The following is a 25670-nucleotide window of genomic DNA, read 5'->3' as shown; positions in this document are numbered from 1 at the left end:
TTTCGTCGCTGATGTCTGCGGGTTGGCAATGGGGCTGGGCTGGAGACACTATTCAAAGAAGCGGGCGGCCCAGAAGGCCAAAAAGAAGAAGCTGAAAGAGACGTTTAAATGAGTGATTACCGTATTCAGGGCGCAACCGGCGAATGGGAGGTCGTGATCGGCCTTGAGGTCCACGCGCAGGTGACCTCCAATGCCAAGCTCTTTTCCGGCGCCTCCACCGCCTTTGGCGCGGAGCCCAATTCCCAGGTCAGCCTTGTCGATGCGGCGATGCCCGGTATGCTGCCTGTGCCAAACGCTGAGTGCATCCGTCAGGCGGTGCGCACCGGCATGGCGATTGAGGCGCAGATCAACAAATATTCGCGCTTTGACCGCAAGAACTACTTCTACGCCGACTTGCCGCAAGGTTATCAGATCAGCCAGCTCTACCACCCCATCGTGGGCGAGGGGCAGCTTCTTATCGAAGCGGATGAAAAGCACGGCATTCCCGAAGACAAGGTCATCGGGATCGAACGTATCCACGTCGAGCAGGATGCAGGCAAGCTGATGCACGATCAGCACCCGACCATGTCCTATGTCGATTTGAACCGTTCTGGCGTCGCGCTAATGGAGATCGTCTCGCGGCCCGATATGCGCTCACCCGCCGAGGCTGGCGCTTATGTGCGCAAACTGCGCTCGATCCTGCGCTATGTCGGCTCTTGCGACGGCAATATGGAAGAAGGCTCAATGCGCGCCGACGTCAATGTCTCGGTGCGCAAAGCGGGCGAAGAGTTTGGTACGCGCACGGAAACGAAGAACGTGAACTCGGTCCGCTTCGTCATGCAAGTGATCGAATATGAAGCGAACCGTCAGGTTGATGTGCTCGAAAGCGGCGGCACGGTCGATCAGGAAACGCGCCTGTTCGATGTCGCGACCGGCACCACGCGCACCATGCGCTCCAAGGAAGATGCGCACGATTACCGCTACTTCCCCGACCCCGATCTCTTGCCGCTGGTGCTTGAGGATGATTTCCTTGAGGAATGCCGTGCATCCCTGCCCGAGCTGCCCGATGCCAAACGTGTGCGCTATGAGAGCGAGCTGGGCCTCACGCCCTACAATGCACGCGAGTTGACTCACGAGGTGGAGACTTTCGCGCGCTTTGAGAGCCTTCTTGAAGCCACGACGAAAGCAACCGGTAAGACCGACGCACAGGTCGCGACCCAGGTTGCCAACTGGGCGCTTTCGGTGGCTCCGGGTGTGATCAAGTCGATCGGTGACGAGGCCAATGTCGCCAATGCCACTGCGGAGCGTCAGGCAAGCATCCTCGCGATGCAGGACAAGTCGGAAATCAGCGGTTCACAGGCCAAGGAAATCTTCGAGATTGTCCTTAAGGAAGGCCGCGAACCCGATGAAATTGCCGATACCGAAGGCTTGAAGCAAGTTTCCGACACCGGCGCAATCGAGGCGGCGATCGACGACATTCTTGCCAACAATCAGGACAAGGTTGAGCAATATAAGGGCGGAAAGGACAAGCTCTTCGGTTTCTTCGTGGGTCAGACCATGAAGGCCATGCAGGGCAAGGCAAACCCAGCGGTCGTGAATCAGATACTTAAAGATAAACTTGCCTGATGACGATGATGCGGATCGCCTTGTGGGGTCCGCTCTTCGTCGCAGCGCTCTTGGTGGGCGCCTATATCTACATCCACGATCCCTTCGCGCGTGATGGGACTGACTTGCTGCAAGTGCCGTTGTCCGAGGAGGATCCCGCGCTGGATCGCGTTGGGGACCTTAAATACCTCGGCGGTCTCGATATTCCGCGCATGGAGCAAAACATCGGCGGGCTTTCCGGGCTTCGCTGGGATGCGGAAAACGGGCGGTTGATCGCGCTCACCGACGACGCACGCAGGATTAAAATCACGCCAGATGAAGAGAACGAAGTTCTTGTTGGCCTTGGCAAAGTGGCCAGCGGGATGCTTTTTGATCGCGATGGCGAGTGGCTGACGGGTAAAGAGCACGGCGACAGCGAAAGCCTGACACGCAAAGCCGATGGCAGTTGGCTGGTCAGTTTTGAGCGCGATCACCGGATATGGGCCTATCCAAGTCATTTCCCGAACAGGCCTGTCCCCAACCAGATTGACCCGGTAGCGGTTTTGGGCGCGCTTGAGGATAACGCCGGCGTCGAAGCAATGGCGACGACGGGCGATGGTGCCATGCTTCTTTGCGCTCAAAGGCCTGTGCACGGCAGCCTGGCGAACTGCGCGCTTGATCGAACAGGTGATGGTCAATTTGTGCCCTTCGCCGCTCTCCTGCCCGCCGCAGTCGCTGAGAAAGGCGCAGTACCTACCGACGCCGACGCGCTGTCCGATGGGACGTTCCTCATCCTCTTCCGCAGCTACTCCCCAGCCGAAGGCAACACCGCAGCCATCGTCGCTTACGCGCCCGACGGCTCGAGGCGCGAGATCGCGACCTTCCTGCCCCCGCTCACAGTCGACAATTTCGAAGGGCTCGCAGTGCGCGAGGAGGGTGACCGAACCTTTATATACATCGTCAGCGACGACAATTTCTCAGGCTCTCAAGCTACGCTTTTGATGAAGTTTGAGCTTGTGGGCTAAACGTCCAAGGTGAAGGCGCGTCAGGGAAGACTTTGGTAATTAGGTTTCAACGTCTTAATTTTCTTGAACAGTTATGGTCATCAAGAAAACTTGATAATGCGAAGGCCGAATCATTCGGAGCAGGATAATGCGCGCTGTCTTTCTTTCAATATTGCTATCATGCTTCCTGCTTTGGCCTAACGTCGCGTTATCGCAAGAGCGTTCTGCAACCCGACAAGGCTTCGATTTGCAGGCTCAAAGTGGGCAAACGATCCTTGTTTTTCGACCTGCAGTCCAAGTTGGTTCGCAATCCATGGGCGGGATGTTCGAACCCGATGCAGACTGGACGCTGAAAGCTCGCGATCACATCGCTGCAGCCCTCAAAGAGCAACAATCGAAGCTTGGTAACACCATTTTGGAAGCGCCCGAAGCCTATGGCGAAGATGCTGAGCTTTTGTACGAGTATCAAATGCTTTTTGGCGCGGTTGCTGAAGCAGTCAGGGAGTATCAGTTCTTTGTTGGAAACCGTCTCCCAACCAAGAAGCGGGACAATAAGGACGACATTTTTGATTGGTCGCTCGGGCCAGGGGTAGCGGATCTGCCTGGTGCAGCAGATGCTGACTATGCACTGTTTATATACAATCGCGACGAGTATGGTTCGACAGGCCGAAAGATACTTCAAGTCGGTCTAGCCCTCTTCGGAGGGATTGGGGTGCAGTCGGGTGTACATGTTGGTTATGCAGGCCTAGTCGACCTAAAAACAGGAAATCTGCTTTGGATCAATGTGGATGGACAGATGGGCGGGGATGTGCGCGAAGCTGATGGTGCGCAAAAGCGCGTGCGCCAATTGCTTGAAGAGTTCCCGGGAAGTGAGCTCGAAAAATGAGCGCGAAACTGCTTAAAGCTTTCGCAGGAATCATTTTGTGTGCCGTCGGAATAACCTCGGCCCAAGGACATAATGATGTTGCGCCTCTTCCTCCCCCATATGCTGGCCACTACCAACCTGAAGGACGCGATGAGGTTGGTTTGTGGCAACTCGATGATGAAAACGAGCGTCGCCTGGCAAATGCGCCTATCCTGATCCGCGATGAGGCATTGACTGACTATGTGCACGAAATCCTATGCCGAACTGTTGGCGATGATCGCTGTGGCTCGATCCGAACGTATATTATTCGCGAGCCCACCTTTAATGCCACGATGTCGCCGAACGGTACGATGCGCGTTTTTTCGGGGCTCCTTTTGCGAATGCGAAGTGAGGCCGAACTTGCTGCTATCCTCGGCCATGAATTCGGTCATTTTGAGAAAAGACACAGTCTAAACGGATTTCGTAGCAGGCGTCGCGGCACCGACATTCTTGCGTGGAGCGCCTTGCTTGTCAGCGCCGCACCATCACAGCAAGGTTTCCGTAACCACCAGAATCTTGAGCTTTCGGTTTACGGGGAATTGTTCAGCTACAAACGCAATCAGGAGCGTGAGGCCGATTTGCTCGGTCTTGGTTATCTCAATGCTAGCGAATATCGTCCACAAAGTGCCAGTGAGGTGTGGACCAATCTGATGGGCGAGATTGAGGCATCGGCTCGTGTGCGGGGCAAGCGTAAACCGAATTTCAAACGAGTCGCCTTCACTGCTTCTCACCCCCCGCAGGGCGAAAGGGCAGCCTATCTCAAGGCACTAGCCGATCCGCAAGGATATAATCGGGATGATGGGGCCTTACGTTACCGAGAGATGCTCGCTCCTTTCTTGTCGCTGTTTCTCGAAGATCAAGTGCGACACAACGACTTTGGCGCGACCCAATATATTCTCAACAGCCTTGGAGACCTCGGTTGGAATGCCGACTTGTACTTTGCCCAAGGGGAAATGTATCGTTCGCGAGGCAATCAACGCGATTTCGCAAATGCAATCGAGAGCTTTGAAGCGGCTCTTGAACTCGATTCAACGATGGCTGCTGCATACCGCGGCTTAGGTCTTTGCCTAATCCGCGCAGGGGATCGGAGTAGGGGCCGAGAAGCGTTGAAGTCTTATCTTGAGCTAGCTCCTGAAGCTGAAGATTCGGCGATGATTCTCATGATGATTGGGTGACACGAGTAATGACAAACTACGCAAAATTCTTCCTCAGCCTGGCGCTTGCGTTGTTCGTGACGCCGCCCGCACAAGCCCATAAGCTGCGCGAACAAGGCGTGGATTTCAGTGTCGCGAAATCGTCCTTAACAGTCACGCCTACGCGTGATTGGAATCGACTGAATGGGCGGAGGGGAAAGCGCACGGAGCGCTGGACGCTTGACGGCCCTCAGCTCAACGATGTGACTTTCTTCGGGGGGGTAGAGGGTGGCACTAGCCTTTTCAAAGGGCGTGGCCAGCAAAAGGATGCTTTGCCCAAGTTTGAACGCTCAATGCTCCTCATCGACATCCCCACGCTTTTGGACAGTACATATCGTGTGACGCGCGGGATGCGCAGCTTCGACATTTTGGACATCGAGCCTCAGCCGTTTCTTGGAGCTGAAGGCGTCGGTTTCAGTTATCAGATGATAGCGAGCAACGGAGCCACCCTGCGGGGCGAGGCCCGAGCAGTGATACTTGACGGTGAGTTGTTCATGATAACATATGAAGCACCCCGGCTTTTTTATTTCGAGACTTATCTTTCAGATTTTCAGAAGCTTCTGGATTCGGCACGCATTGGGTAAGATTTAGCTGTTCCATTCTTTATCGCGTCGCCGGCCGCCACACCCAAAACAAAAAAGCCCGCCGGAGCGTTGGCGCTCCGGCGGGCTTTTTATCGCCTTGTGGCGAGGGTCGCTTACGCGCGCACGCCTGAAAGTGGCATTGCGCCGAATGCGCCGGCGTTGACGGTGCCGGTGATCGCGTCGCCGTCCACGGTTGCTTCGCAGTCGAGCGTCATTGGCATTGGAACGGTCATGTTCATCTTCCACTTGACCGTGTTGCCCTCAACCGTGCCTTCTTCGATGTCCATCGAACCAAGGCCGCCAGACATGTTGCCTTTGAAAGTGCCGTCACCGTTGTCTTCGATGGTGAGCTTGCCGGACTGGTCGCCCATCGGGCTTTTTACTGTGGTGTCGAAAGTACCTGATACAGACATGTTATCGTCTCCTTGTCAGCGCATAAAACAAGCGCCTTGCATAATTGTGGCCAGGACCCTCTCGGTCACTTGGCTTGAAAGGTAGTTTGTACACGTCAATTCACCGCTTTCAACTGCTATCGTTTTGGCAAAGCGGAGCAAATCGACGCCTTATTTGCGCGCCGCTACGGCGACGTAGCGTCACCCGAACATGGCGATTATTCGCTTGTCTGCGCCCCTTCCATTTCGCGCACTTCTATCGGCATACCAAGCTCGTCCAGTTGTGGTTTCACGGCCTCGGCATCGCCTACGACGACCCAGACAAAATCATCTACCTTGAGCGCGGCGCGTGCGGCGGCATCGAGGCTGTCGGTGGTTTGGGCTTCGTATTTGCTCACCAGCTCTTCGTAATAGCTGTCGGGCCGGTCAAACAGCGCCAGACTCTGCATCGCGCCCAGCACAGAGCGAGAGGTTTCGAACTGGCCGGGCAGGAGCCCGATTTCATTGGCGACGTTGCGCTCCAATTCGTCCTGGGTCACGCCGTTGGTGGTGAGGAATTCGGACGTCTCGCGGATCATCTCGGCGACCGCGGGGCCGGTCTTGTCAGCCTGCACCCCGCCGCCGATGGCATACACCACCGCATTCTCGCGCGCTGACGGACCGCCGCGCACGCCATAGCTCCAGCCCTTTGTCTCGCGCAGGTTCATATTGAGGCGCGCGAGGAAGTTGCCGCCGAGCGAATTGTTGGCGTTTTCAAAATCGACAAAAGCCGGATCGCTTGCATCAAGCGGGGTAACTTGCGCGCCATAGATGAAGCTCTGTGGCGAATTGGGGCGGTTGATGAGGACAATGCGTCCGCCATCGCTTTCGGTTGGCAAGGTGCTGAAATCCTTGACGCCTTTGGGGCTGTCTGGTGCTTGCCAATCGCCAAGGGCTGCGTTGAGCTCGGCCACGATGGTTTCCACAGGCAGGCTGGAGACGACGAACACCTCGCCATTGTCCGGCCTGATCCAGCGGTCCTTGAACCCGGTCAGGTCCGCGCGTGTGATCGCCTCGACGCTTTCGATGGTTTCAACCCCGCCATAGGGCGAGGCATCGCCAAACAACTCGATCCCTGCCGCGCGCTGTGCGATGCCTCCGGGGGAGCGCATCTGCTGGCGGATGCTGGTGGTGGTCTGCGCCTTTACGCGGGCAATATCGCCGTCGTTGAACGCAGGGTTCTGGATAATGTCAGCCAACAGATCGAGCGAAGGCGCGAGATTGTCAGACAGGGCCGAAAGAGTGAAACTTGAGCGGTCCGATCCGCCGCCAACCGAGATCGACAGGCCGAGGCGCTCGCTCTCTTCTGCGATTTGTTGCGCGGTGAGCGTTTGCGTGCCTTGGTCGAACAGGTTCAGGGCAAGGCCCTCAAGCCCGCGCATATCCGCCGCATCGGACGCGCTGCCAGCGTTGAACGAGAGCGTCACATAGGTCGCGGGGACCGCATCGCGTTTGGCATAAGTCAGCTCCATACCATTGGCGAGCGTGGCGCGTTCAAAGTCAGGGAATTCGAGTGTCGGCACGGAGGTGATTTCGGGCGCAGGGCGTTGAAGCGATACGGTGATTTCCTCGCTGGTCCGGTCGCGCTCGGTCGACGCGCCGCCGCCGGTCACGCTCGATGCCTCCTGATAATCTGCATCGCGTTCGCCCGGTTCAAGGACGAGCGTGAAGGCAGGTTTGGTCATCCACTCCTGCATCGCAGCTGTGATCGTCTCAGGAGTGATAGATGCCAGCACTTCCAGTTGGTTGACCGCAAAACCGGGATCGCCTGCAAGCACTTCGCCGCGCGCAAGAGCCACGGCCTTGCCGCCAAAGCCGCCGACTTGCTCAAGCCCGCGGATGGTTTCGGCCAGTTCGCTGGTCGCGGCGCGTTGGACCTCGGCTTGGGTTGGGCCGGTTTCCACATACCAGTCGACCAGTTGTTTGAGACGCGCTTCGAGAGCGAGCGGGTCCACCCCGTCTTTAAGCGTCGCGCTCACATTAATGAGGCCCACGCGCTGGAAGTCGTAATTGCCAGCCGAAACGCTCACCGCAAGTTCTTCGTCGCGTACGAGGATCTGGTCCAGCCGGCTCGAAAGGAGGCCGCCAAGGATCTGCGTGCCCATATTGAGGGCGGCGAGGTCTTCCGAAGTGATGCCGGGCGCTGGCCAGTACATGCTGATCGATGTCGCTGCGACAGCATCGCGCATGACGGTGCGCACGGGTTCGTCAAGCGTGGGAATTTGTGCGGCGGCTGGTGTGTTCACGGGGCCGCGCGCTATCGGGCCAAAGTATTCCTCCACCAATGGCCGCGCTTCGTCAGCCGAGATGTCGCCGGCAAGGACCAGCGTTGCATTGTTCGGGCCGTATTTGTCGCGGAACCATTCTTTCACGTCGTCGAGCGTTGCCGCTTCGATGTCTTCCATCGAGCCAATGACAGAGTGTTGGTAGGGGTGGCCATCGGGAAAGATGGTTTCGAGAATTTCGTAGAAGACGAGGCCGCCAGGACTGTTATCGCCCTGTCGTTTTTCGTTCTGGACAACGCCGATCTGGTTGTCGAGCTTGCCTTGCGTGACCGCTCCCAGAAGATAGCCCATCCGGTCGCTTTCCAGCCACAGCGCGCGCTCCAAAGCAGGGCGGGGGACCGTCTGGAAGTAATTGGTGCGGTCGAAATTGGTCGTGCCGTTGTAATCGGTCGCGCCCATTTCCTGAAGATACTGGAAATAGTCATTGGGTGCGTTTTCCGAACCGTTGAACATGAGGTGTTCGAACAGGTGGGCAAAACCGGTGAGGCCTTCGGGTTCGTCCTTGGAGCCGACATTGTACCATACAGCAACGCCCACAATCGGCGCCTTGCGATCTTCATGCACGATCACGGTTAGGCCGTTGTCGAGCTGAAACTCTTCGTAAGGGATCTGAACCTGAGCCACCAATGCTTCGAGGTCGCCGGGGCTGCCAGCGTCTTGAGCCGCAACGTCGACGTGGTCGTCCGCGATGGCGGGGCTTGAAGGGGCCGCAATGGCGACGGCAAGGGCGGCTAGGCTGGTGGCTGCATGGCGCAGGTTCATATCTTCAAATCCTTTTCCAGGACAACGTGTCTGGTGAGTTGGCAAAATCTGGCTGGGTCATGTCCGGATAGGGCAAGGCCCGCCTCAATCGCGTTTGTTGGTTACGACTTTCGAACTCGTTGCATGTTCCCGCACATCCTCTTCGAAAAAGCGCACGGGTTTCAATTTGTGATCGACATACAGCTGCATCTGATCGGTGTAATGCGGGCTTTCGGACCGCGTGGTGGCAGCGCCAAAGGGCTGGATCGAGCGTGAGACGACTTTGCCGCCACCGGCTGGCCATTCGACCCATTGGATATAGCTGTCGCCGTGAACGAGGCTCAGCCGCCCGTCATCATCCTCGCGCCATGTGGTCGAGGCGCGCAGAGTATCAGAGCCGCCATCAAGCGGCAGGTCTACGTTGCCCTGACGAAGCCGCAGCAGCTCTGACATCGGCGGGTTGAGCCGCCCGAAGTGCTCCATCAGATGATCGACCGCTTCCTTCAGATGCTCTTCGACATCGGGGACGGGCGTATTGTTGTATTCAGCGCCCATGTACGACCGGATCATCAGGAGCGCGAGCGCATCGGCATCGCCTTTATTGTCGGCGGTCAGATCCCATCCCAGAAGCAGATCGCGCGCCTCGGCCAGCGAAACGCCTGATGCCGACGCCTTTTGCAAACGCGGGCTATTCTCCATTGCCTCAAGTGCGCTCAACAATGTGTCGACGTAATCGAGCCGTTCATAGGCAGTGTCATACTTGATCCGCTCCAGCGCCTCGCGGTCGAGCAGGTCCGCTTCGCTCATCAACCTGTAGGCGCGATAGGAGCGGTTGGTCTGTTTCCTCTCAATGCCGAGCACGGGTGAGAAGTCTTGCGGGTCAAGATCGCTGCCTTCACCTGCGGCGGTATAAGGTTCGTTGTTCGAGTTGTAGAGCCAGCCCGAGGCCGGATTGATAAGCTTGGGGATGCGGTCATAGCCAACGCTGCCCTCCCAGATGAGGTCGGAGCGTGACCCATCGAGAATGCCGCGCCAGTTTGCCTCCACATCCTCTGGCCGGTCGGGGATGCTTGCGTTGTAGACATAGGCAATGTTGCCTTGTTTGTCGGCGTAGATGAAGTTGGTCGAAGGGATTGCCATGCGCGCGATTTGCGCTTCCCACTCTTCAAGGTTGGTGGTCTTGTTGAGGCGGTAATAGGCGTCCAGTTGATCGGCCTTGTCCATGCCGCCATAGCGGATTGCAAAGAAGCCGTTATCGTTCTTGATCACCGGGCCGTGATGCTGGCTGCGATAGATGGTCTGAGTGATCGGAAGCGTGACCGGGCCCATCTTCACAGGCAGGATCACTTCCTTTTCTTCGAGATAATACCATTTGTCATCAAGGCGATAGCTGTCACCGGCCTCGTTCATTTCGAGCTTGTAGATGTCGGTCATATCGGGACGATTGACCGTGTTGGTCCATCCCAGATGCTCGTTATGGCCCAGGAAAGGGAAGGGCGAGCCAGGGAAGTTTGCACCCGCAAAGTGCCACCCCTCACCCGACTGCACGCCAAATTCATACCAGGCGACACCTCCGCGAAGGGGCTGGTGAGAGTTTGAGATCAGTGTCGTCGGACCACCCGATTTTTCCGGCGTAACAGCCCAGGCATTCGAGCCCAGATGATCGCCCGCGCTGCCGATGGGAAGCACAAGATTGGGGTGTTCGCTCTTGGCCATATTTTCGCCGGTCAATTCCTCGCGCAATTGTTCGGCGGGCGATTTCTCGCGCGGGAAACCGGGAATGTCGGGGCCAAATTCCTTGCGCAAGGGCTCGCCTGCAACAAGCGGCCCGATCACATTGCCAAGGCCATAGAAGAACGGCTGGCGTAGAACGAAACCGGCGGCAATATCCTCTCCGTTGACGGGGAAAAGATTGGCAAGCTTGATCTCTTCGGGATGGGTTTCGGCATATTGGTTGAGCCCGCTTGCATAGGCGTCGAGCAGCGCGCGCGTGTCAGCGGGAAGTTTGGGGTATTCGCGAATTGCCGTCTCGCGCGCACCGATAAGGTGATAGGCGAAATCAATCTGCGCACCGTCCTGACCCGCAATCGCACCATAGCGCCCTTTCGACATCGCGACGACATCCTGCAGGGTGAAGAAATCATCCTCGGCATGTGCAATCGCCACGCCAAAGGCGACATCGGCATCGGTGTCGCCATAGACCATGGGAACGCCGTATTCGCTGCGCACGATCTCGGCGGAATATTCGCGGTATTCAGGCGCCTCGCTTGTGCGCGCGGCAAATGGCTCCCAAGTGGCCAGAAATACAAAAGTTACCAGCAATAGGCCGGCAACCCCAAGCGCACCGAGCTTGATCCATTTCATCAGATAAACTTTCTCTCTTCCCCGTTGCGGGACAATCGCTTGCCCATACGTTCTGGTCAAGCGCAGTGACGCGGTCTGGGGGCTTGCAATGCGCCGAAATGTGACCCACCTACTCAGGTAACACACCTGCGAGACGAAAATTGTCGCCCTCAAGGCCTTGTGTTGCAAAAATGCAACACCATATAAGGGAGGCAATTCATATGAGGGAACAGGCATGAATCTCGACAAGTTTACAGACCGCGCCAAAGGCTTTTTGCAAAGCGCGCAGACGGTTGCGATCCGTATGAACCACCAGCGGATTACTCCGCTGCACCTTTTGAAGGCGCTCCTCGAAGATGGCGAAGGCATGGCCGCCGGCCTGATCCAGCGCGCTGGCGGCGAGGCCGCCCTTGCGGTGAGCGCGGTGGATATCGGGCTTTCCAAAATCCCGGCGGTGACGGGCTCCGGCGCGCAGTCAACGCCGGGTATGGACAACGATCTTGTCCGCGTCCTCGATAGCGCAGAACAGCTCGCCGATAAGGCAGGCGACAGCTATGTGACGGTCGAGCGTTTGCTCACCGCACTGGCGCTTTCCCCCGACGCAACGCGCGATGCAATGAAAGCGGCCAGCGTTACTCCGCAAAGCCTGAATGCCGCGATTGAGGATCTTCGCGGCGGCAAAAAGGCCGACAGCGCCAATGCCGAGGCGAATTATGACGCAATGGAGAAATTCGCGCGCGACCTCACGCAAGCCGCGCGCGACGGCAAGCTTGACCCGGTTATCGGGCGCGATGAGGAAATCCGCCGCACCGTGCAGATCCTTGCACGCCGGACCAAGAACAACCCCGCGCTGATCGGGGAACCGGGCACGGGTAAAACCGCGATTGCCGAAGGGCTGGCGCTGCGCATTGCCAATGGCGATGTGCCGGACAGCCTGAAAGGGCGCACCTTGATGAGCCTTGATATGGGCGCGCTGATTGCGGGCGCGAAATATCGCGGCGAATTTGAAGAGCGCCTCAAATCGGTGCTTGATGAGGTGAAGAACGCCGATGGCCAGATCATCCTGTTCATCGACGAGATGCACACTCTTATCGGGGCCGGTGCCTCGGAAGGGTCGATGGATGCGTCCAACCTTTTGAAGCCCGCTTTGTCGCGCGGTGAGCTGCACTGCATCGGCGCGACCACGCTCGATGAATATCAGAAGTATGTCGAGAAAGACCCGGCGCTCCAACGCCGGTTCCAGCCCGTGTTTATCGAAGAGCCCACGGTCGAAGACACGGTTTCGATCCTGCGCGGGATCAAGGACAAATACGAGCTTCACCACGGGGTGCGCATCACCGACACGGCCATTGTGGCGGCGGCGAAGCTTTCTGACCGCTATATCCAGAATCGCTTCCTGCCCGACAAGGCAATCGACCTGATGGACGAGGCCGCCTCGCGCATCCGGATGGAAGTGGAATCGAAGCCCGAGGAGATCGAGGCTCTCGACCGCCGGATCATCCAGTTGAAGATCGAGGAAAGCGCGCTCGCCAAGGAGGATGACACTGCCTCGAAGGAGCGGCTTGAAAACTTGCGCAAGGAGCTTGCCGAGCTTGAACAGGAGTCGGCGGAGCTGACCACGCGCTGGCAGAACGAGCGCGACAAGATCGAGGCCGAGGGCAAGATCAAGGAAGAACTGGACGCAGCGCGTCTGGAACTTGAACAGGCCCAGCGTTCAGGCGACCTCGCCAAGGCGGGTGAGCTTTCCTATGGCACGATCCCGACGCTCGAGAAAAAGCTGGCCGAGGCCGAGGACCTCACCGAAAACGCACTCCTTCGCGAAGAAGTGACCGAGGAAGATATCGCCTCTGTTGTCAGCCGCTGGACTGGAATTCCCATCGACAAGATGATGGAGGGCGAGCGCGAGAAGCTCCTCGAAATGGAGGGTATCCTTGGCAAACGCGTGATCGGACAGGTGCAGGCGATTGAAGCGGTGTCCAAAGCCGTGCGCCGCGCGCGCGCTGGCTTGCAGGACCCGAACCGGCCGCTCGGATCCTTCCTGTTCCTGGGGCCAACGGGCGTGGGTAAAACCGAACTGACCAAGGCGCTCGCCGAATTCCTGTTCGATGACGATCAGGCGATGGTGCGCATCGATATGTCCGAATTCATGGAAAAACATTCGGTCGCCCGCCTGATCGGTGCGCCTCCGGGCTATGTTGGCTATGACGAGGGCGGTGTGCTCACCGAAGCGGTGCGGCGCAGGCCTTACCAGGTGGTATTGTTCGACGAGGTCGAGAAAGCGCACACCGATGTGTTCAACGTCCTTCTTCAAGTGCTCGACGACGGGCAACTGACGGATGGACAGGGGCGCAAGGTCGATTTCTCGAACACGCTCATCATCCTTACCTCGAACCTTGGTTCTCAGCATCTTGCGAACCTGCCCGATGACGGGAAAGTTGCCGATGTCGAAGAAAAGGTGATGGATGTCGTGCGCGGGCACTTCCGCCCCGAATTCATCAACCGGCTGGATGAAATCATCCTGTTCCACCGCCTCGCGATGGAGCACATGGCGCCGATCGTCGAAATTCAGGTGAAGCGCGTGCAGAAACTGCTCAACGATCGCAAGATCACGCTCGATCTGACCGATGCGGCGCTGCGGTGGCTGGGCCGGGTGGGGTATGACCCCGTTTACGGCGCAAGGCCATTAAAGCGCGCGGTGCAGAAATATCTGCAGGATCCGCTCGCGGAAATGCTGATCGAGGGCAAAATCCTCGACGGTGCAACGCTCAAGATCGACGAGGGCGATGGCGAACTCAGGATAGAAGTGGAGTAGTGCTGTCTTGCGCGTGAAAGCCATTTGCAGCATGATTATCGCATGACGCAACACAACGCATATCTGCTCGCTGGTACGGCGCTACTCGCCTGCCTCACCGCCACTTCTGTTTCGGCCAAGGATGAGGGGCCAAGCCCCTACGCCCCTTGTGCCGGGATCGCCGACGATAGCGAACGGCTTGCCTGTTTCGATGCGACCTATGCGCGCGAGGGCGAACTGCTCGCCCAGCGCGCAGAGGCTGCACGCCAGGAGAGCGTCGAGAACTTCGGCCTGTCCGACTTGCAGATTCGCGAGCGTGAAGAGTCCGAGCGTGGCCCGGACGCCGTCACCGAGCTTGACGAAGAGGGGCAGATTGCCGCCACTGTTGTCGGTGTCTTTGCCAATGATCGCAGCGGCAAGCGGATCTTCACTCTCGACAATGGACAGATCTGGGCTGAGGCGCAGGTTAGCCGGATGAAACGCAATCCGCGCGAAGGGCAAAGCGTGACGATCGAAAAGGCGAGCCTTGGCCGTTACCACATGCGGGTCGATGGCCGTCGCGGAGTGGTCGATGTAAGCCGGATGCGCTGATCACCTCGCGCAAAGCCTCTCAGAGCACAAACAAAAGCGCCCCCTTGCAAGACTAGCAAGGGGGCGCTTTTGCTTTGCGTATCTTAAAACGTCGCGGCGATCAGTTGCCGACCATGCCTGATTGACCGGCTTCGACGATCTCGCGTGTGCCTTCATTTCCGCGTTGGGCAATCATTTCCCACTCGCGGTTGGTGTGGCAGCGCTTGGTAAAGCGGGCGCGTGAGCCGATCACCGGCTCCCGGCGGCAACGCACGTAATCGGGGTGGTTGCGGTCAGTGATTTTCTTGGGCTCGGCGGCTTCTTGTGAGGCTTCAGCTGCTGGAGCGGCTGCTGCGTCCTGTGCCGGAGACGCCATCATCAAAAGAGCTGTGAGCGCGCTAAAAAAGGATGTCATTGTTTCCTCCAAATTGGAACGTGACCCGCTTCTATCATGTTCGGGGTGCAAACGGAACCGTCTGTGCCGTGAAGTCAAATCGGGCCGGTATGGGGGGCGGGCGCAAGCCTTTGCGCGAGCAGGACCGTTGAAATCGCGCGCGCATAAAAAAACAGGGCGGCCATTTCTGACCGCCCTGCTTTGATGTTTTGTGATCCGTTCAGATCAGAAGCGCAGTTTCACGCTCGCACCGTAACGACGGCCCAGGGCGTCGTAAGACGATGGGTAGATGTTACCGCTGTTGAACGCGGTCGAACCGATGTCCGAACCAACCACGTGTGGCTGGTTGTCGAACAGGTTTTGAACCGTGATCGTGAACAGGATGTTCTCGGTTGCATCGAACTGAGCTGAAAGGTCGAAGTAGTGCTCCGCAGGGATGTTGCGGAAGTCAGGCTCGACCAGACAGCCACCAGCGTCAGCGCCGTTGAAGTCTGGGCAGTCTTGATCCGCTTCTGGGAGAAGAACGCCGTTTTCATCACGGTTAGACGCTTCAGCGTTAGCAACGTCAGTAGCGAACTGAAGTGGCTCATACTCTGTCGCGCTCATGTAGCGGTGACGGAGCGATACGCTGACGATGTCGTCGAACGAAAGTGTCAGACGGCTGTCAACAACCCACTCAGGTTGGATCGAACCGCAGTTCACGCTGTAGAAGCTGACACAGTCACGGTTGATCGCACCTGGTGCCGCTTGGAACGTGTTTTCGTTCGTCCAAGTGGTGTTTGACGAGAAGCTCAGACCAATCGTGTCCGACAGATCGGTGCTGTAACGCAGCGAGATGTCAACACCATCGGTTTGGATCAGGCCAAGGTTCGAAGCGTTCAGGAAGAGACCTGGGGTCTCGTCCGGAGAGCCGTCGAGGCCACCCGTGAACGGGTTACGCGAGATCGAAGTGATCTGACAGTCTGGGTTCGTTGCCGAAGGATTGTCGAAACAAGCCGAAATGACGTCGCCAACAGCTGGTGACGAAATCGCGCTTTCAACTTCAATGTTGAAGTAGTCGACCGACAGCGAGAGACCTGGGATCGCATCCGGTTGGAAGATCGCGCCGACCGTCCAGGTGGTTGCTTCTTCCGTACCAAGGTTCGGGTTACCACCACCGGTTACGTTGATCTGACCTGCCGCTGGGGCAAGAACGTTACCGTTTTGGATGGCATCCGCGCCTGGGCTTCCGGCTGGAACCTGAGCCAAACAAGCAGCCAGAAGGTTGCCGGTTGGTGCGGTTGGGCCTTGGCAAGGATCAACCGCGAGGTTGTCGAGGCCAGTGGTCACAGGAGCAAACAGCTCACCGATGTTCGGTGCACGAGCTGCGCGCTGGTAGTTACCACGGATGCTGAAGCCGGGGATTGGTTCCCAGGTACCGCCTGCTTTCCAAGTGAACTCGGTGCCTGCAGTCGAGTAGTCCGAGTAACGGCCGCCAAGTTCAAGAGTCAGGTTCTCTGCGCCAGGGACGCCTTCGAGAACAGGAATGATGACCTCGCCGAAGACGTCATAAACGTCGTACGAACCGTTAATGTCAGGAGCGGCACCGCCACCACCAACAACTGCGCCCGGAGTTTGCGAAGCTTCGTCCGAGAGACGGGTTGCGGTGAATTCACGATACTCAACACCGGTCGCGAAGCTGATCGGCGTGTCGGCAATGCCCCAACCAAAGTCACCGGTGATGCTACCGTTGACGGTTTTGATCGAAGTTGCAGTGATCACTTGTTGGGTCAGGCTGAAGACATAGTCGATGGCTTCTTGTGAACCAAGGTTGCCGAGCGTGCCGAACAGGTTGATCGGAACACAGCCGCCCGAAGGATCGGAGCAGGTGCCGTCTGGAAGCGCGAGCAGCGACTGCTGCAGGCGGTCAAAACGAGCGAAGCCCGACTGACGCTGGATACGCTCTGATTCGCCGTAGGTAGCCGAAACATCCCAGAAGATGTTGTCGGTGATGCCACCGCGAGCACCGGCGACGATGTTGAACAGCGTCGAGGTGAAGTCAGAGTTACGTGTACCAGCTTCGACCGAACGACGACGAACCTGAGAAGCGAACTGAACGTAGTCAGGGTTCGCAGTGCCGTCTTCGAGCGTTGCACCGAATTGGGTGTTACGACCAGCAGCACAGGCAGCGTCATCAAGACCAAGGCCTTCACAGAACTGAAGCGCAACCGCGTCAGGAATGTTCGGGTTGTTGAGGTTCAGCTGGTAGGTGTTGAAGAACGAACCGCCAGGAGCGATGATCGTCGAAACCGTTTGCTTCGAGAACGCAGCTTGCGTGTACACTTCGACAGCGTCGGAAACTTCGTAGTTTGCCGCACCGTAGATGTTGTAACGCTCAAACGGCGTTTGGAAGATGTTGAACGGGTTGAAGTTGAAAGGACGATCGAAAACGCCTTCAAGAACTTCGGTGCCTTGCTCGTTGAGCTGACCAAAACCGCCTGGGATTGGGCCAACGATCACAGCTGGAACCGCGTTCGACGAACCCGATGGGTTGCCGTTGAACGAACCGATGTTGAACTCGGAGAAGTCACGGTCGCCCTGGAATACGGCGGCGGTGTCTTGGTAACCGATGCTCAGAACCGCGTTACCGCGGCCATCGTCGAAGTTTGCACCAAGGGTAAGGTCAACGCGGTAGGTTTCGCCGTCGCCTTGCTCGGTGACTTGCGAACTTGCGTTGGCTTCAAGACCAGCGAAGTCTTTCTTGGTGATGAAGTTAACAACACCCGAAACAGCGTCAGCACCGTAAGTGGTGGTAGCACCGCCGGTCAGAACGTCGGTGCGCTCGATAACCGCAAGTGGGATGGAGTTAAGGTCAACACGGCCAGTGGTGTCAGCTGGAACGAAGCGACGACCGTCCAGAAGGACGAGGTTACGCTGCGAGCCGATGCCGCGAAGGTTAACGAAGGACGAACCGCCGTTACCGTTGTTCACCGCAGAACCCGTGCTCGGAACCGAGGCGGGCAGTTCACGAAGGAACTGTTCAGCAGTGTTGGTTTGACGCAGCTCAAGCTCTTCCGAACCAACGAAAGTCACTGGGCTGGAAAGCTCCAGGTTAGGGTTTTGAATCCGCGAACCCGTGACGACGATTGCATCGCCTTCGACTTCTGCGGCTTCTTCCCCGTCTTGGGCGAGAGCTGGCGATGAAACCAGCGCAAGACCCAAAGCCAACGGCGCAGCGCTAGCTTTCAGAGTAAAAGATTTCTTCATGGTGTCTAAGTCCCCTTAGCTGCCGACCGGGGCCGGCAAAACGTACTAGGTTCACAAAACGGCACGCAAGAACGCCCCGTTTGCTGAGTGGGGATTGCAACAAGGTGGCCATACACCGCAAACGAAATGGCGCGCGTTCCCGAACTTGCTCTGCCCATGTATCATTATTGCAACATTGTTACGCCACGCTTGCCAGTTGCAACTTTGAAGCCGTTTGCAGCCGCTGGGTGAGGCAATCTTGCTGCAATGCAGCATTAAAAACTCACATTTATGCCTGCTTGATTCCTTCAAGCGGCTGCAATAGGCGAGTGGCAAATTGCAACGTTTACGTAAACGGGAAGGGAAACTGTCACCATGGCCACTGCTTATATCGTCGATGCCGTTCGCACCGCTGGAGGCCGCCGCGGCGGCCGTCTTGCCGGGGTTCACCCTGTTGATTTGTTGGCAAAGTCACTCGACGCGGTTGTAGGGCGCAGCGGCGTTGACCCCAAGGCGATTGACGATGTTGTGACCGGCTGTGTCAGCCAGGCGGGCGAACAGGCAGGCCAGATTGGCCGCATGGGCGTGCTCGCGTCCAAGCTGCTCCCCGAATCCACTCCTGCGGTTTCGATCGACCGCCAGTGCGGCTCCTCACAGCAAGCCATCCAGTTCGCAGCGCAAGCCGTCATGTCGGGCACGCAAGATATCGTGATCGCCAGCGGTGTCGAGAGCATGACCCGCGTGCCGATGGGTTCGAACATGACGCTTCACATGAAAGAGGGTCTGGGCAATTACATGTCGGACGGCGTCAAGGAGAAGTATCCCGGCGTCCAGTTCAGCCAGTTCATGGGCGCAGAAATGATCGCCAAGAAGCACGGCATGACCAAGGACGAGCTTGATCGTTTCGCTTTTAACAGCCACCTCAAGGCCAAGGCGGCCGTTGAAGCGGGCGCGTTTGATGCCGAGATCGTGCCGGTCGAAATCGAAACGCCCGAAGGCACCGAGATGCACACCGTGGATGAAGGCATCCGCTTTGATGCAACGCTCGAAGGGATCGCAGGCGTCAAGCTGATCGACCCTAACGGCATGGTGACAGCCGCATCCGCGAGCCAGATCTGCGATGGTTCCTCGGCCGTGCTCGTGGTGTCGGAAAAGGCGCTCAAGGCGCATAACCTCACCCCGATTGCACGCATCCACAACCTCACCGTTACCGCCGGCGATCCGGTGATCATGCTCGAAGAGCCGCTGTTCGCGACCGACAAGGCGCTCGAGCGCGCGGGCATGAAGATCGACGACATCGACCTTTATGAGGTGAACGAGGCGTTCGCGCCTGTTCCGATGGCGTGGCTCAAGCACACGGGCGCCGATCCCGAGAAGCTGAACGTGCATGGCGGCGCGATTGCGCTCGGCCACCCGCTTGGCGCATCGGGCACCAAACTGATGGCGACGCTTGTCCATGCGCTCAAGCGCCACGGCAAGAAATACGGCCTTCAAACGATGTGCGAAGGCGGCGGCGTTGCCAACGTGACCATCATTGAATCGCTTTAAAGCGTATTCAAACACCCAGAACGTTGAATCGCTTTAAAGCGTATTCAAACACCCAGAAGATCAAATCTGTCTAAGAAACAACTCATACCCTAGAGAGGAAAACCAATGGAAGTTTCAGCCAACACTCCCGCCGTCGTCACCGGTGGTGCGTCCGGCCTCGGTGCTGCCACCGCGCGCGCTCTGGCAGCGAAAGGCGCCAAGGTCGCGATCTTCGACATGAACGAAGAAAAGGGCGAGGCCATGGCTGCCGAAATCGGCGGCGTGTTCTGCAAGGTCAACGTGACCAGCGACGAAGACGTTGAAGCCGGTTTTGCCAAGGCTCGCGAAGCCCACGGCCAGGAGCGTATCCTCGTCAACTGCGCAGGGATCGGCAATGCGATCAAGACCGCCAAGCGTTCGCGCGAAGACGGTTCGATCAAGGAGTTTCCGGTCAGCGCGTTCGATTTCGTCATCCAGGTAAACCTTGTCGGCACGTTCCGTTGCATCGCCAAATCGGCTGCCGGTATGCTCACGCTTGATCCGCTTGGCGAAGACGGCGACCGCGGCGCGATCGTCAACACCGCTTCGGTTGCTGGCGAAGACGGCCAGATCGGTCAGGCGGCCTATTCGGCATCCAAAGCGGGTGTGATCGGCATGACGCTGCCTATCGCGCGCGACCTGATGAACGAAGGCGTGCGTGTGAACACGATCCTTCCCGGCATTTTCGACACGCCTCTGCTGGCAGCCGCTCCGCAAAACGTGCGCGATGCTCTGGCGGCATCGGTGCCGTTCCCCAAGCGGCTTGGCATGCCCAATGAGTATGCAAAACTCGCTATGACCATGATCGAGACCGGCTACTTCAACGGCGAAGACGTGCGTCTTGACGGCGGTATTCGCATGGCGCCGCGTTAATACACCTAAGCTAGTTGCAAAATAACGGGCCCGGTGACACCATGTCGCCGGGCCTTTTTCTTTGAAAGGGGAGGTATCAATGCGCCTTGCTGTTTTGTCTTTTGCCGCCGCCAGTCTTTTCGCGGGGTTGCCTTCTGCCGCGATGGCTGAAATCGACCCGTATGTTCTGCCCGCTGTGTCGAAATGGAATGTCGATTATGGCCAGGGCAAATGCCGTCTTTCGCGTACCTTTGGCTCTGGACCCAATACGCACGTTCTCCTGCTGGATCAGGATCGCGCAGGCAGCGCCGCTGCGGTCACTGTGGCGGGGCCTTCGTTTGAACGGTTCCGCGTCAATCGGGAGGCATCGATCGCTTTTGGCGATGCCATGTCTATCGAGGCAGAACCACAAAGAGCGCAGCTTGGCACGATGCGGTATGGCATTGTCTTTCCCGACATTGATTTTGGCACACCTGCGCAAGGGGCACAGGCACCGGGTGCGGGGGAACTTGATGTGGGTGTTGGCAACTCCATCAGTTATCTGACATTCACCCAGAAAAGGCGCGCGGTGCGCCTCCAGACCGGGCCTATGGGTGAGGCGTTCGACGTGCTCAACGATTGCACCAAGAACCTGGCTCGCGGATAAGATTTTAGAACTCAGGATTTCGGGACTGAATATGCGTGTGTTTGCAAGCGCCCTGGCTTTGGGCATTGTTATGGCTGGATTTTCGTCGCCGGTCCAAGCTGCAAAAGAACCGGTGGTGCTAAAGGCGCGCACTCCGTGGAATGTGGATTTCGGGGAAACGAAATGCCGCCTTGCCCGAACCTTTGGCGAGGGCGAGGATATGCACGTCCTTCTCGTCGATCAGCATTACCCAAGCAGCGGCGCGAGCGTGACCGTGGCCGGATCATCGTTCAAGCGCTTTACCAACCGCAAGGAAACGCTCGTCGCGCTGGGTGACGCATCCCAGCCTTTTGAAGCGCCGGCGATGAAAGCGGAGCTTGGCCGCATCAGTCATGGTCTGGTGTTTTCAAATATCTATTTCCTCAAGGATCAGCCCGCCGTCCTGATTGAAGCGCGCGAGGCGGCAGATGCTGCCAACGAAACAGGCGATGATGCGCCAGTGCGGATATCAGCGCAGCTCGATGCCGAATTTGGCGCAGACATCGAATATCTATCCTTCACACAGGGCAGCCGCGAGGTGCGCCTCGAAACAGGACCCTTGGGCGAGGCTTTCGAGGTGCTCAACACCTGCACCAGCGATATGCTGCGCGAGTGGGGATTCGACGTCGAAACCCAGCGGTTGGTGGAAAAGGGACCGGTGTGGACCAATCGCGATGCGATTACGCGGCGTATCGTTGACAGCTACCCGCGAAGGGCGCTGCGCAGGGGCGAAAGCGCAGTGTTGCGGATGCGTGTGACGATTGATGAACAAGGCGGCGTCGAAGACTGCGTTATCAACGAGGTGACGCAGACCGAAACGTTAGAATCGCCCGCTTGTGAGCAAATGCAAGGGGCCGAGTTTGAACCCGCGGTCAATGTCGTTGGCCAACCCGTGCGTTCATTCTTCACGACTTCGATTACCTACCGCGTCAATTAGTTTCGCGATTGATTGATGGGGCGCGCGCATGTTCTTCGCGTCGAGGAACATGCGCGCGCCACCGTCGAAATCAGTGTGCCTGCAAATTGCGGCCCACGGAGTATCCAAAGGCCATACCGCCTCCGAACGCACCGACAAGGCCGATCCCGATCCCGATGAAAACGAGCGGCACGCCGCCTGCGATTTCGTCGATTTCATCGATATTCAGGGTTTGAATGGCCGAAGTGTTCGTTTGGTCGTGAAGTTTCATGATTAGTGTCCTTATTGAGAGATTGCCTGACCGTAAGCCAGGCCAAGCCACAGCCCGATCGCAAAGATCGGCAAGAGCATGGCCGCCAGTGCCAGGATCGTGCGAGCGATTGTCATGGGGGGGGTATCAGTGTTGAGACAACCGCAGCCCGAGGCGGAAACCGATTCCGCCTGCAAGAACGGCTGAGCTCATCCCGATGCCGATGTAAGCAACGGCGATGAGGGGCGCGACGCCGCCATCAATCTGCTCAAGCTCGGCAAGGTTGAGGTCAACAATAGCCGAAGTGCCATTGTCGAAATCATGCGTGTGGATCATTTTTCTTCTCCAGATGTAAAAGGCAGAACGATTGCTGCCTCCTTAAATGGATAGAAATTCTCGTTTCATTTCAAATAGTACGCATGAATTATAATGCATGACGACTAATACTTATGGGCGTATCGACCCCCTTATTGTCGCCGGGTAATAGTGCAGGCGGCCTATCGAAAATCGTTTCGTAGAAGATATGTTTGCGTGGAATGGCGAGGGTAGGATACGCGATGGCAGTGCACGGGCAGAGGTGGCGGTTTCAGCTCGAAAACACGCAGATTGACGTCGATAATGCGTTCACTTGGCTCGGGTGGTCGCAGGAGCGTGTCACCATCAATGACGAGGTCGTTCTCTCAACACAGCAATGGTTTGGCTTTCGCCGATCGCTGAGTGAGCCGTGGCTGACCAGCGCAGGAGACACCGAGCTCACAGTGCAATTGATCGCCACGATGATGGCGGTTCAATGCCGCCTCGAACTGGATGGAGAGGCGGTTTTGCCGCACAAACGGTATGAGGCACGGTGGTCGGGGCGAGGGATCTGGCCCGCGCAGGAGGGTTGGCGCGAAACCAACACTTTTAGCGTCTTTGGCGGCGCAGCCCGTTAGGCAAGGGCGCTGAATGGACTGCTGGCTCTGACACCGGCCTCCTGTTCGCCAGGATCATCGTCGTTCGTCGAGCCCACACGTCGTCCATCTGCCATTCAAGTTGCGCGTGCTAAGCAATCGGCTTACCACACAATCCATTACGCCTGCGCTCGCCGCGCGCGCCGAAAGGCCTCGCGCGCTTGCCGCCGGGCAACACACATAACAGAGGGTTTGCACAATCCATGACTTTCAAACTGGCTCCATTGGCCTTTTCCGTATCCGCCCTTGCGCTAACCACGGCTTGCACGACCATGTCGCCATCCGCTGAACCGCAATCAGCGATCGCATCTGACACCGCTGCACCCGCGATCCCCGAAGGCACAGGCTATTTCGCAAGCGAGAGCACGCTGCCATTCCACGCGCCTGATTTCACCAAAATCAGCGAAGACGATTACCTGCCAGCGTTTGAGCAAGGCATGGCAATCCAGCAGGCCGAAGTTCAGGCGATCCTGAATAATCCAGAAGCACCGACCTTTGATAACACCATCGTTGCGCTTGAAAAATCGGGCCGGATGCTGGGCCGGGTCAGCCGCGTTTTCTTCCAGCTGACCGGCACGCACACGAATGACAATCTCGATGCAATCCGCAAGGAGGTCAGCCCCAAGCTTACCGCGCATGGCGACAGCATCACCTTGAGCCCCGAACTGTTTGCGCGGGTAAAAGCGGTTTATGACAATCGCGCTGCGATGGCGATGACGCGCGAAGATGCAAAGCTGCTCGAAGGCACATATGACAGCATGGTTCAGGCTGGCGCGCTGTTGAGCGAGGCCGAGGTTGAGCAGGTCAAGACGATCAATTCGCAACTTTCCAAGCTGACGACCGAATTTGGCCAGCTGGCGCGCAATGCCATGGCCGATCAACCCGTTATCTTTGACACCGTCGAAGAGCTCGATGGCCTATCGGATGGCGACATCCGCGCCGCCGCCGATTTCGCCGCAAGCCTTGGGCACGAGGGCAAATATGCGATCGCCCTGCAAAACACGACGCAGCAACCGCTCATCCCGGCGATGACAAACCGCGACAGCCGTCAAAAGCTGTTCGAGGCAAGCTATCACCGTGCCGATGGCACGACCGAAATCGACACCCGCCTGCTGATCGCGCGCATCGCTGAATTGCGCGCAGAAAAAGCGGCAATTTTCGGAAAGCCCGACTGGGCCAGCTACACCATGTGGGACCGCATGGCCGAAAAGCCTGAAACCGCGCTTGGTTTCATGGAGCAAATGGTTCCAGCGCTCGCCGCAACGCAGCGGCGCGAGGCGGAAATGCTCAACGAGGCCATCGCCGAAAACGGCGGTGATTACGAGGTGAAGCCGTGGGATTGGTATCGTTATGCCAATGCAATCAAGGCGGATAAATACGACCTCGATGAAGACGCGGTGATGGAATATTTCGTGCTCGACAAGGTGCTCGAGGACGGCGTGTTCTTCATGGCTGAAAAGCTTTACGGTTTGACCTTTGAACGCCGCACCGATCTGCCTGTCTATCACGAGGATGTGTGGGTCTATACCGTGTTCGAAGAAGACGGCTCTGAACTCGGCCTGTTCTATTTCGACCCGTTCCAGCGCCCGTCAAAGCGCGGCGGTGCATGGATGAGCAATTTCGTCGATCAAAGCTATATGTGGGATAACAAGCCGGTCATTTACAACGTGCTCAACATTCCCAAAGCGCCCGAGGGTGAACCGCAACTGGTCAGCTTCGATTGGGTGAACACGACGTTCCACGAATTCGGCCACGCGCTGCACGGCTTTTTCGCGGATCAGAAGTATGAAAGCCTGTCGGGCACGGCGACCGCGCGCGATTTTGTGGAGTATCCAAGCCAGGTCCACGAGATGTGGATGACATGGCCCGAAGTGCTCGAGAATTACGCTTTCCACTATGAGACGGGTGAACCCATCCCCGCTGAAATGATCGAGAAGATCGAAGCGGCCTCGAAATTCAACCAGGGTTATGACTTTGGTGAAGTGGTTGAGGCCGCGCTGCTCGATATGAAATGGTCGGCTCTCACCAAGGAAGAGGCAGCGGCCCTCGATACGCCTGAGAAAGTGTCCGCGTTCGAACGCAATTCCCTGGAAGAGCTTGGCCTTGAAATTGACCTGGTGCCGCCGCGTTATCGCAGCACCTATTTCAACCACGTATTCTCTTCACCATCGGGGTATTCAGCGGGCTATTACAGCTATCTGTGGACGCAAATGCTCGACCATGACAGCCGCAACTGGTTTGTCGAAAACGGCGGTCTTTCACGCGAAGCGGGTCAGCATTATCGCGAAACCGTTTTGAGCCGTGGTGGCACGATGGACTATTTCGAAATGTATCGGAATTTTGCCGGTCGTGAGCCTGATGTGAAGTATATGCTGGCCTATCTTGGCCTGACTTCTGAACAAGAGGGTGGGGCTGAATAAGCCTTCAACGCCTGGCAAACAAAA

The 25670-nt window shown here is 57.5% G+C and carries 20 protein-coding genes; 13 read left to right on the top strand and 7 right to left on the bottom strand.

Translation table 11 applies throughout. From position 1 onward, the window contains the following. Positions 1 to 108 precede the first annotated feature (108 nt). The 5 genes from gatB (at position 109) to MWU38_RS10310 (ending at position 5248) form a co-directional block, all read left to right on the top strand. Complete coding sequence (gene gatB, locus MWU38_RS10330; protein ID WP_247271728.1) at positions 109 to 1605, top strand: Asp-tRNA(Asn)/Glu-tRNA(Gln) amidotransferase subunit GatB; 1497 nt, start codon at positions 109 to 111, stop codon at positions 1603 to 1605. Then, entirely contained in the window at positions 1605 to 2588 is a 984-nt protein-coding gene (locus MWU38_RS10325) for an esterase-like activity of phytase family protein (protein ID WP_247271727.1), read from the top strand. Before gatB ends, MWU38_RS10325 begins: the two co-directional genes overlap by 1 nt. A gap of 127 nt (positions 2589 to 2715) precedes the next feature. Further along, positions 2716 to 3453 (top strand): hypothetical protein, encoded by a 738-nt coding sequence (locus MWU38_RS10320; RefSeq protein WP_247271726.1) that lies wholly within the window; start codon positions 2716 to 2718, stop codon positions 3451 to 3453. Then, positions 3450 to 4646: a M48 family metallopeptidase gene (locus tag MWU38_RS10315; protein ID WP_247271725.1), complete on the top strand. Its 1197-nt coding sequence runs from the start codon at positions 3450 to 3452 to the stop codon at positions 4644 to 4646. The genes MWU38_RS10320 and MWU38_RS10315 overlap by 4 nt, the downstream gene beginning before the upstream one ends. A gap of 8 nt (positions 4647 to 4654) precedes the next feature. Further along, entirely contained in the window at positions 4655 to 5248 is a 594-nt protein-coding gene (locus tag MWU38_RS10310) for a hypothetical protein (RefSeq protein WP_247271724.1), read from the top strand. A gap of 113 nt (positions 5249 to 5361) precedes the next feature. Here MWU38_RS10310 and MWU38_RS10305 read toward each other — a convergent pair whose 3' ends face one another. The 3 genes from MWU38_RS10305 to MWU38_RS10295 all read right to left on the bottom strand — a co-directional run bounded on the left by MWU38_RS10305 (position 5362) and on the right by MWU38_RS10295 (position 11069). Continuing rightward, positions 5362 to 5661, bottom strand: coding sequence for a hypothetical protein (locus MWU38_RS10305; RefSeq protein ID WP_247271723.1), 300 nt, complete (start codon positions 5659 to 5661; stop codon positions 5362 to 5364). A 197-nt stretch (positions 5662 to 5858) separates the two neighbouring features. Next, positions 5859 to 8726, bottom strand: a complete 2868-nt coding sequence (locus MWU38_RS10300; RefSeq protein WP_247271722.1) for a pitrilysin family protein — start codon at positions 8724 to 8726, stop codon at positions 5859 to 5861. A gap of 84 nt (positions 8727 to 8810) precedes the next feature. After that, the gene (locus MWU38_RS10295) at positions 8811 to 11069 is read right to left on the bottom strand and encodes an acylase (RefSeq protein WP_247271721.1); all 2259 of its coding nucleotides are present in this window, start codon (positions 11067 to 11069) and stop codon (positions 8811 to 8813) included. A 214-nt stretch (positions 11070 to 11283) separates the two neighbouring features. On the opposite strand from MWU38_RS10295, the gene clpB reads away from it, so the two are divergent. Both clpB and MWU38_RS10285 read left to right on the top strand, forming a co-directional pair. Continuing rightward, positions 11284 to 13860, top strand: coding sequence for an ATP-dependent chaperone ClpB (clpB, locus tag MWU38_RS10290; protein ID WP_247271720.1), 2577 nt, complete (start codon positions 11284 to 11286; stop codon positions 13858 to 13860). A gap of 42 nt (positions 13861 to 13902) precedes the next feature. Then, a complete protein-coding gene (locus MWU38_RS10285) occupies positions 13903 to 14430 on the top strand; it encodes a hypothetical protein (RefSeq protein WP_247271719.1) in 528 nt (175 codons plus the stop codon). Positions 14431 to 14530: 100 nt separating this feature from the next. On the opposite strand, the gene MWU38_RS10280 is transcribed toward MWU38_RS10285, so the two are convergent. Beyond that, on the bottom strand, positions 14531 to 14824 hold the full coding sequence (locus tag MWU38_RS10280; protein ID WP_247271718.1) for a hypothetical protein: 294 nt from the start codon (positions 14822 to 14824) through the stop codon (positions 14531 to 14533). 204 nt (positions 14825 to 15028) lie between these two features. Further along, positions 15029 to 18049, bottom strand: a complete 3021-nt coding sequence (locus MWU38_RS10275; RefSeq protein ID WP_247271717.1) for a TonB-dependent receptor — start codon at positions 18047 to 18049, stop codon at positions 15029 to 15031. 354 nt (positions 18050 to 18403) lie between these two features. Here MWU38_RS10275 and MWU38_RS10270 point away from each other — a divergent pair, with 354 nt between their 5' ends. The 4 genes from MWU38_RS10270 (at position 18404) to MWU38_RS10255 (ending at position 22047) form a co-directional block, all read left to right on the top strand. After that, a complete protein-coding gene (locus MWU38_RS10270) occupies positions 18404 to 19576 on the top strand; it encodes an acetyl-CoA C-acetyltransferase (RefSeq protein ID WP_247271716.1) in 1173 nt (390 codons plus the stop codon). Positions 19577 to 19681: 105 nt separating this feature from the next. Beyond that, a complete protein-coding gene (locus MWU38_RS10265; protein ID WP_247271715.1) occupies positions 19682 to 20467 on the top strand; it encodes an SDR family NAD(P)-dependent oxidoreductase in 786 nt (261 codons plus the stop codon). A gap of 79 nt (positions 20468 to 20546) precedes the next feature. Continuing rightward, positions 20547 to 21092, top strand: a complete 546-nt coding sequence (locus tag MWU38_RS10260) for a hypothetical protein (RefSeq protein WP_247271714.1) — start codon at positions 20547 to 20549, stop codon at positions 21090 to 21092. 70 nt (positions 21093 to 21162) lie between these two features. Beyond that, a complete protein-coding gene (locus MWU38_RS10255; RefSeq protein ID WP_247271713.1) occupies positions 21163 to 22047 on the top strand; it encodes a TonB family protein in 885 nt (294 codons plus the stop codon). Between the two features lie 70 nt (positions 22048 to 22117). On the opposite strand, the gene MWU38_RS10250 is transcribed toward MWU38_RS10255, so the two are convergent. After that, complete coding sequence (locus MWU38_RS10250) at positions 22118 to 22297, bottom strand: hypothetical protein (RefSeq protein ID WP_247271712.1); 180 nt, start codon at positions 22295 to 22297, stop codon at positions 22118 to 22120. A gap of 126 nt (positions 22298 to 22423) precedes the next feature. Beyond that, positions 22424 to 22612: a class IIb bacteriocin, lactobin A/cerein 7B family gene (locus MWU38_RS10245; RefSeq protein ID WP_247271711.1), complete on the bottom strand. Its 189-nt coding sequence runs from the start codon at positions 22610 to 22612 to the stop codon at positions 22424 to 22426. 200 nt (positions 22613 to 22812) lie between these two features. Here MWU38_RS10245 and MWU38_RS10240 point away from each other — a divergent pair, with 200 nt between their 5' ends. Together MWU38_RS10240 and MWU38_RS10235 are read left to right on the top strand one after the other, a co-directional pair. Continuing rightward, positions 22813 to 23208 carry a hypothetical protein gene (locus MWU38_RS10240; RefSeq protein WP_247271710.1) on the top strand — a complete coding sequence of 132 codons (396 nt, stop codon included), beginning with the start codon at positions 22813 to 22815 and terminating at the stop codon, positions 23206 to 23208. A gap of 221 nt (positions 23209 to 23429) precedes the next feature. Beyond that, positions 23430 to 25646 carry a M3 family metallopeptidase gene (locus MWU38_RS10235; RefSeq protein WP_247271709.1) on the top strand — a complete coding sequence of 739 codons (2217 nt, stop codon included), beginning with the start codon at positions 23430 to 23432 and terminating at the stop codon, positions 25644 to 25646. The last annotated feature ends 24 nt before the right edge of the window (positions 25647 to 25670 follow it).

The sequence above is a fragment of the Qipengyuania sp. S6317L1 genome (assembly GCF_023015615.1).
Lineage (GTDB): Bacteria > Pseudomonadota > Alphaproteobacteria > Sphingomonadales > Sphingomonadaceae > Erythrobacter.
Note: the sequence above shows the minus strand (reverse complement) of the source record. Positions and strands in the feature narration are given on the sequence as shown.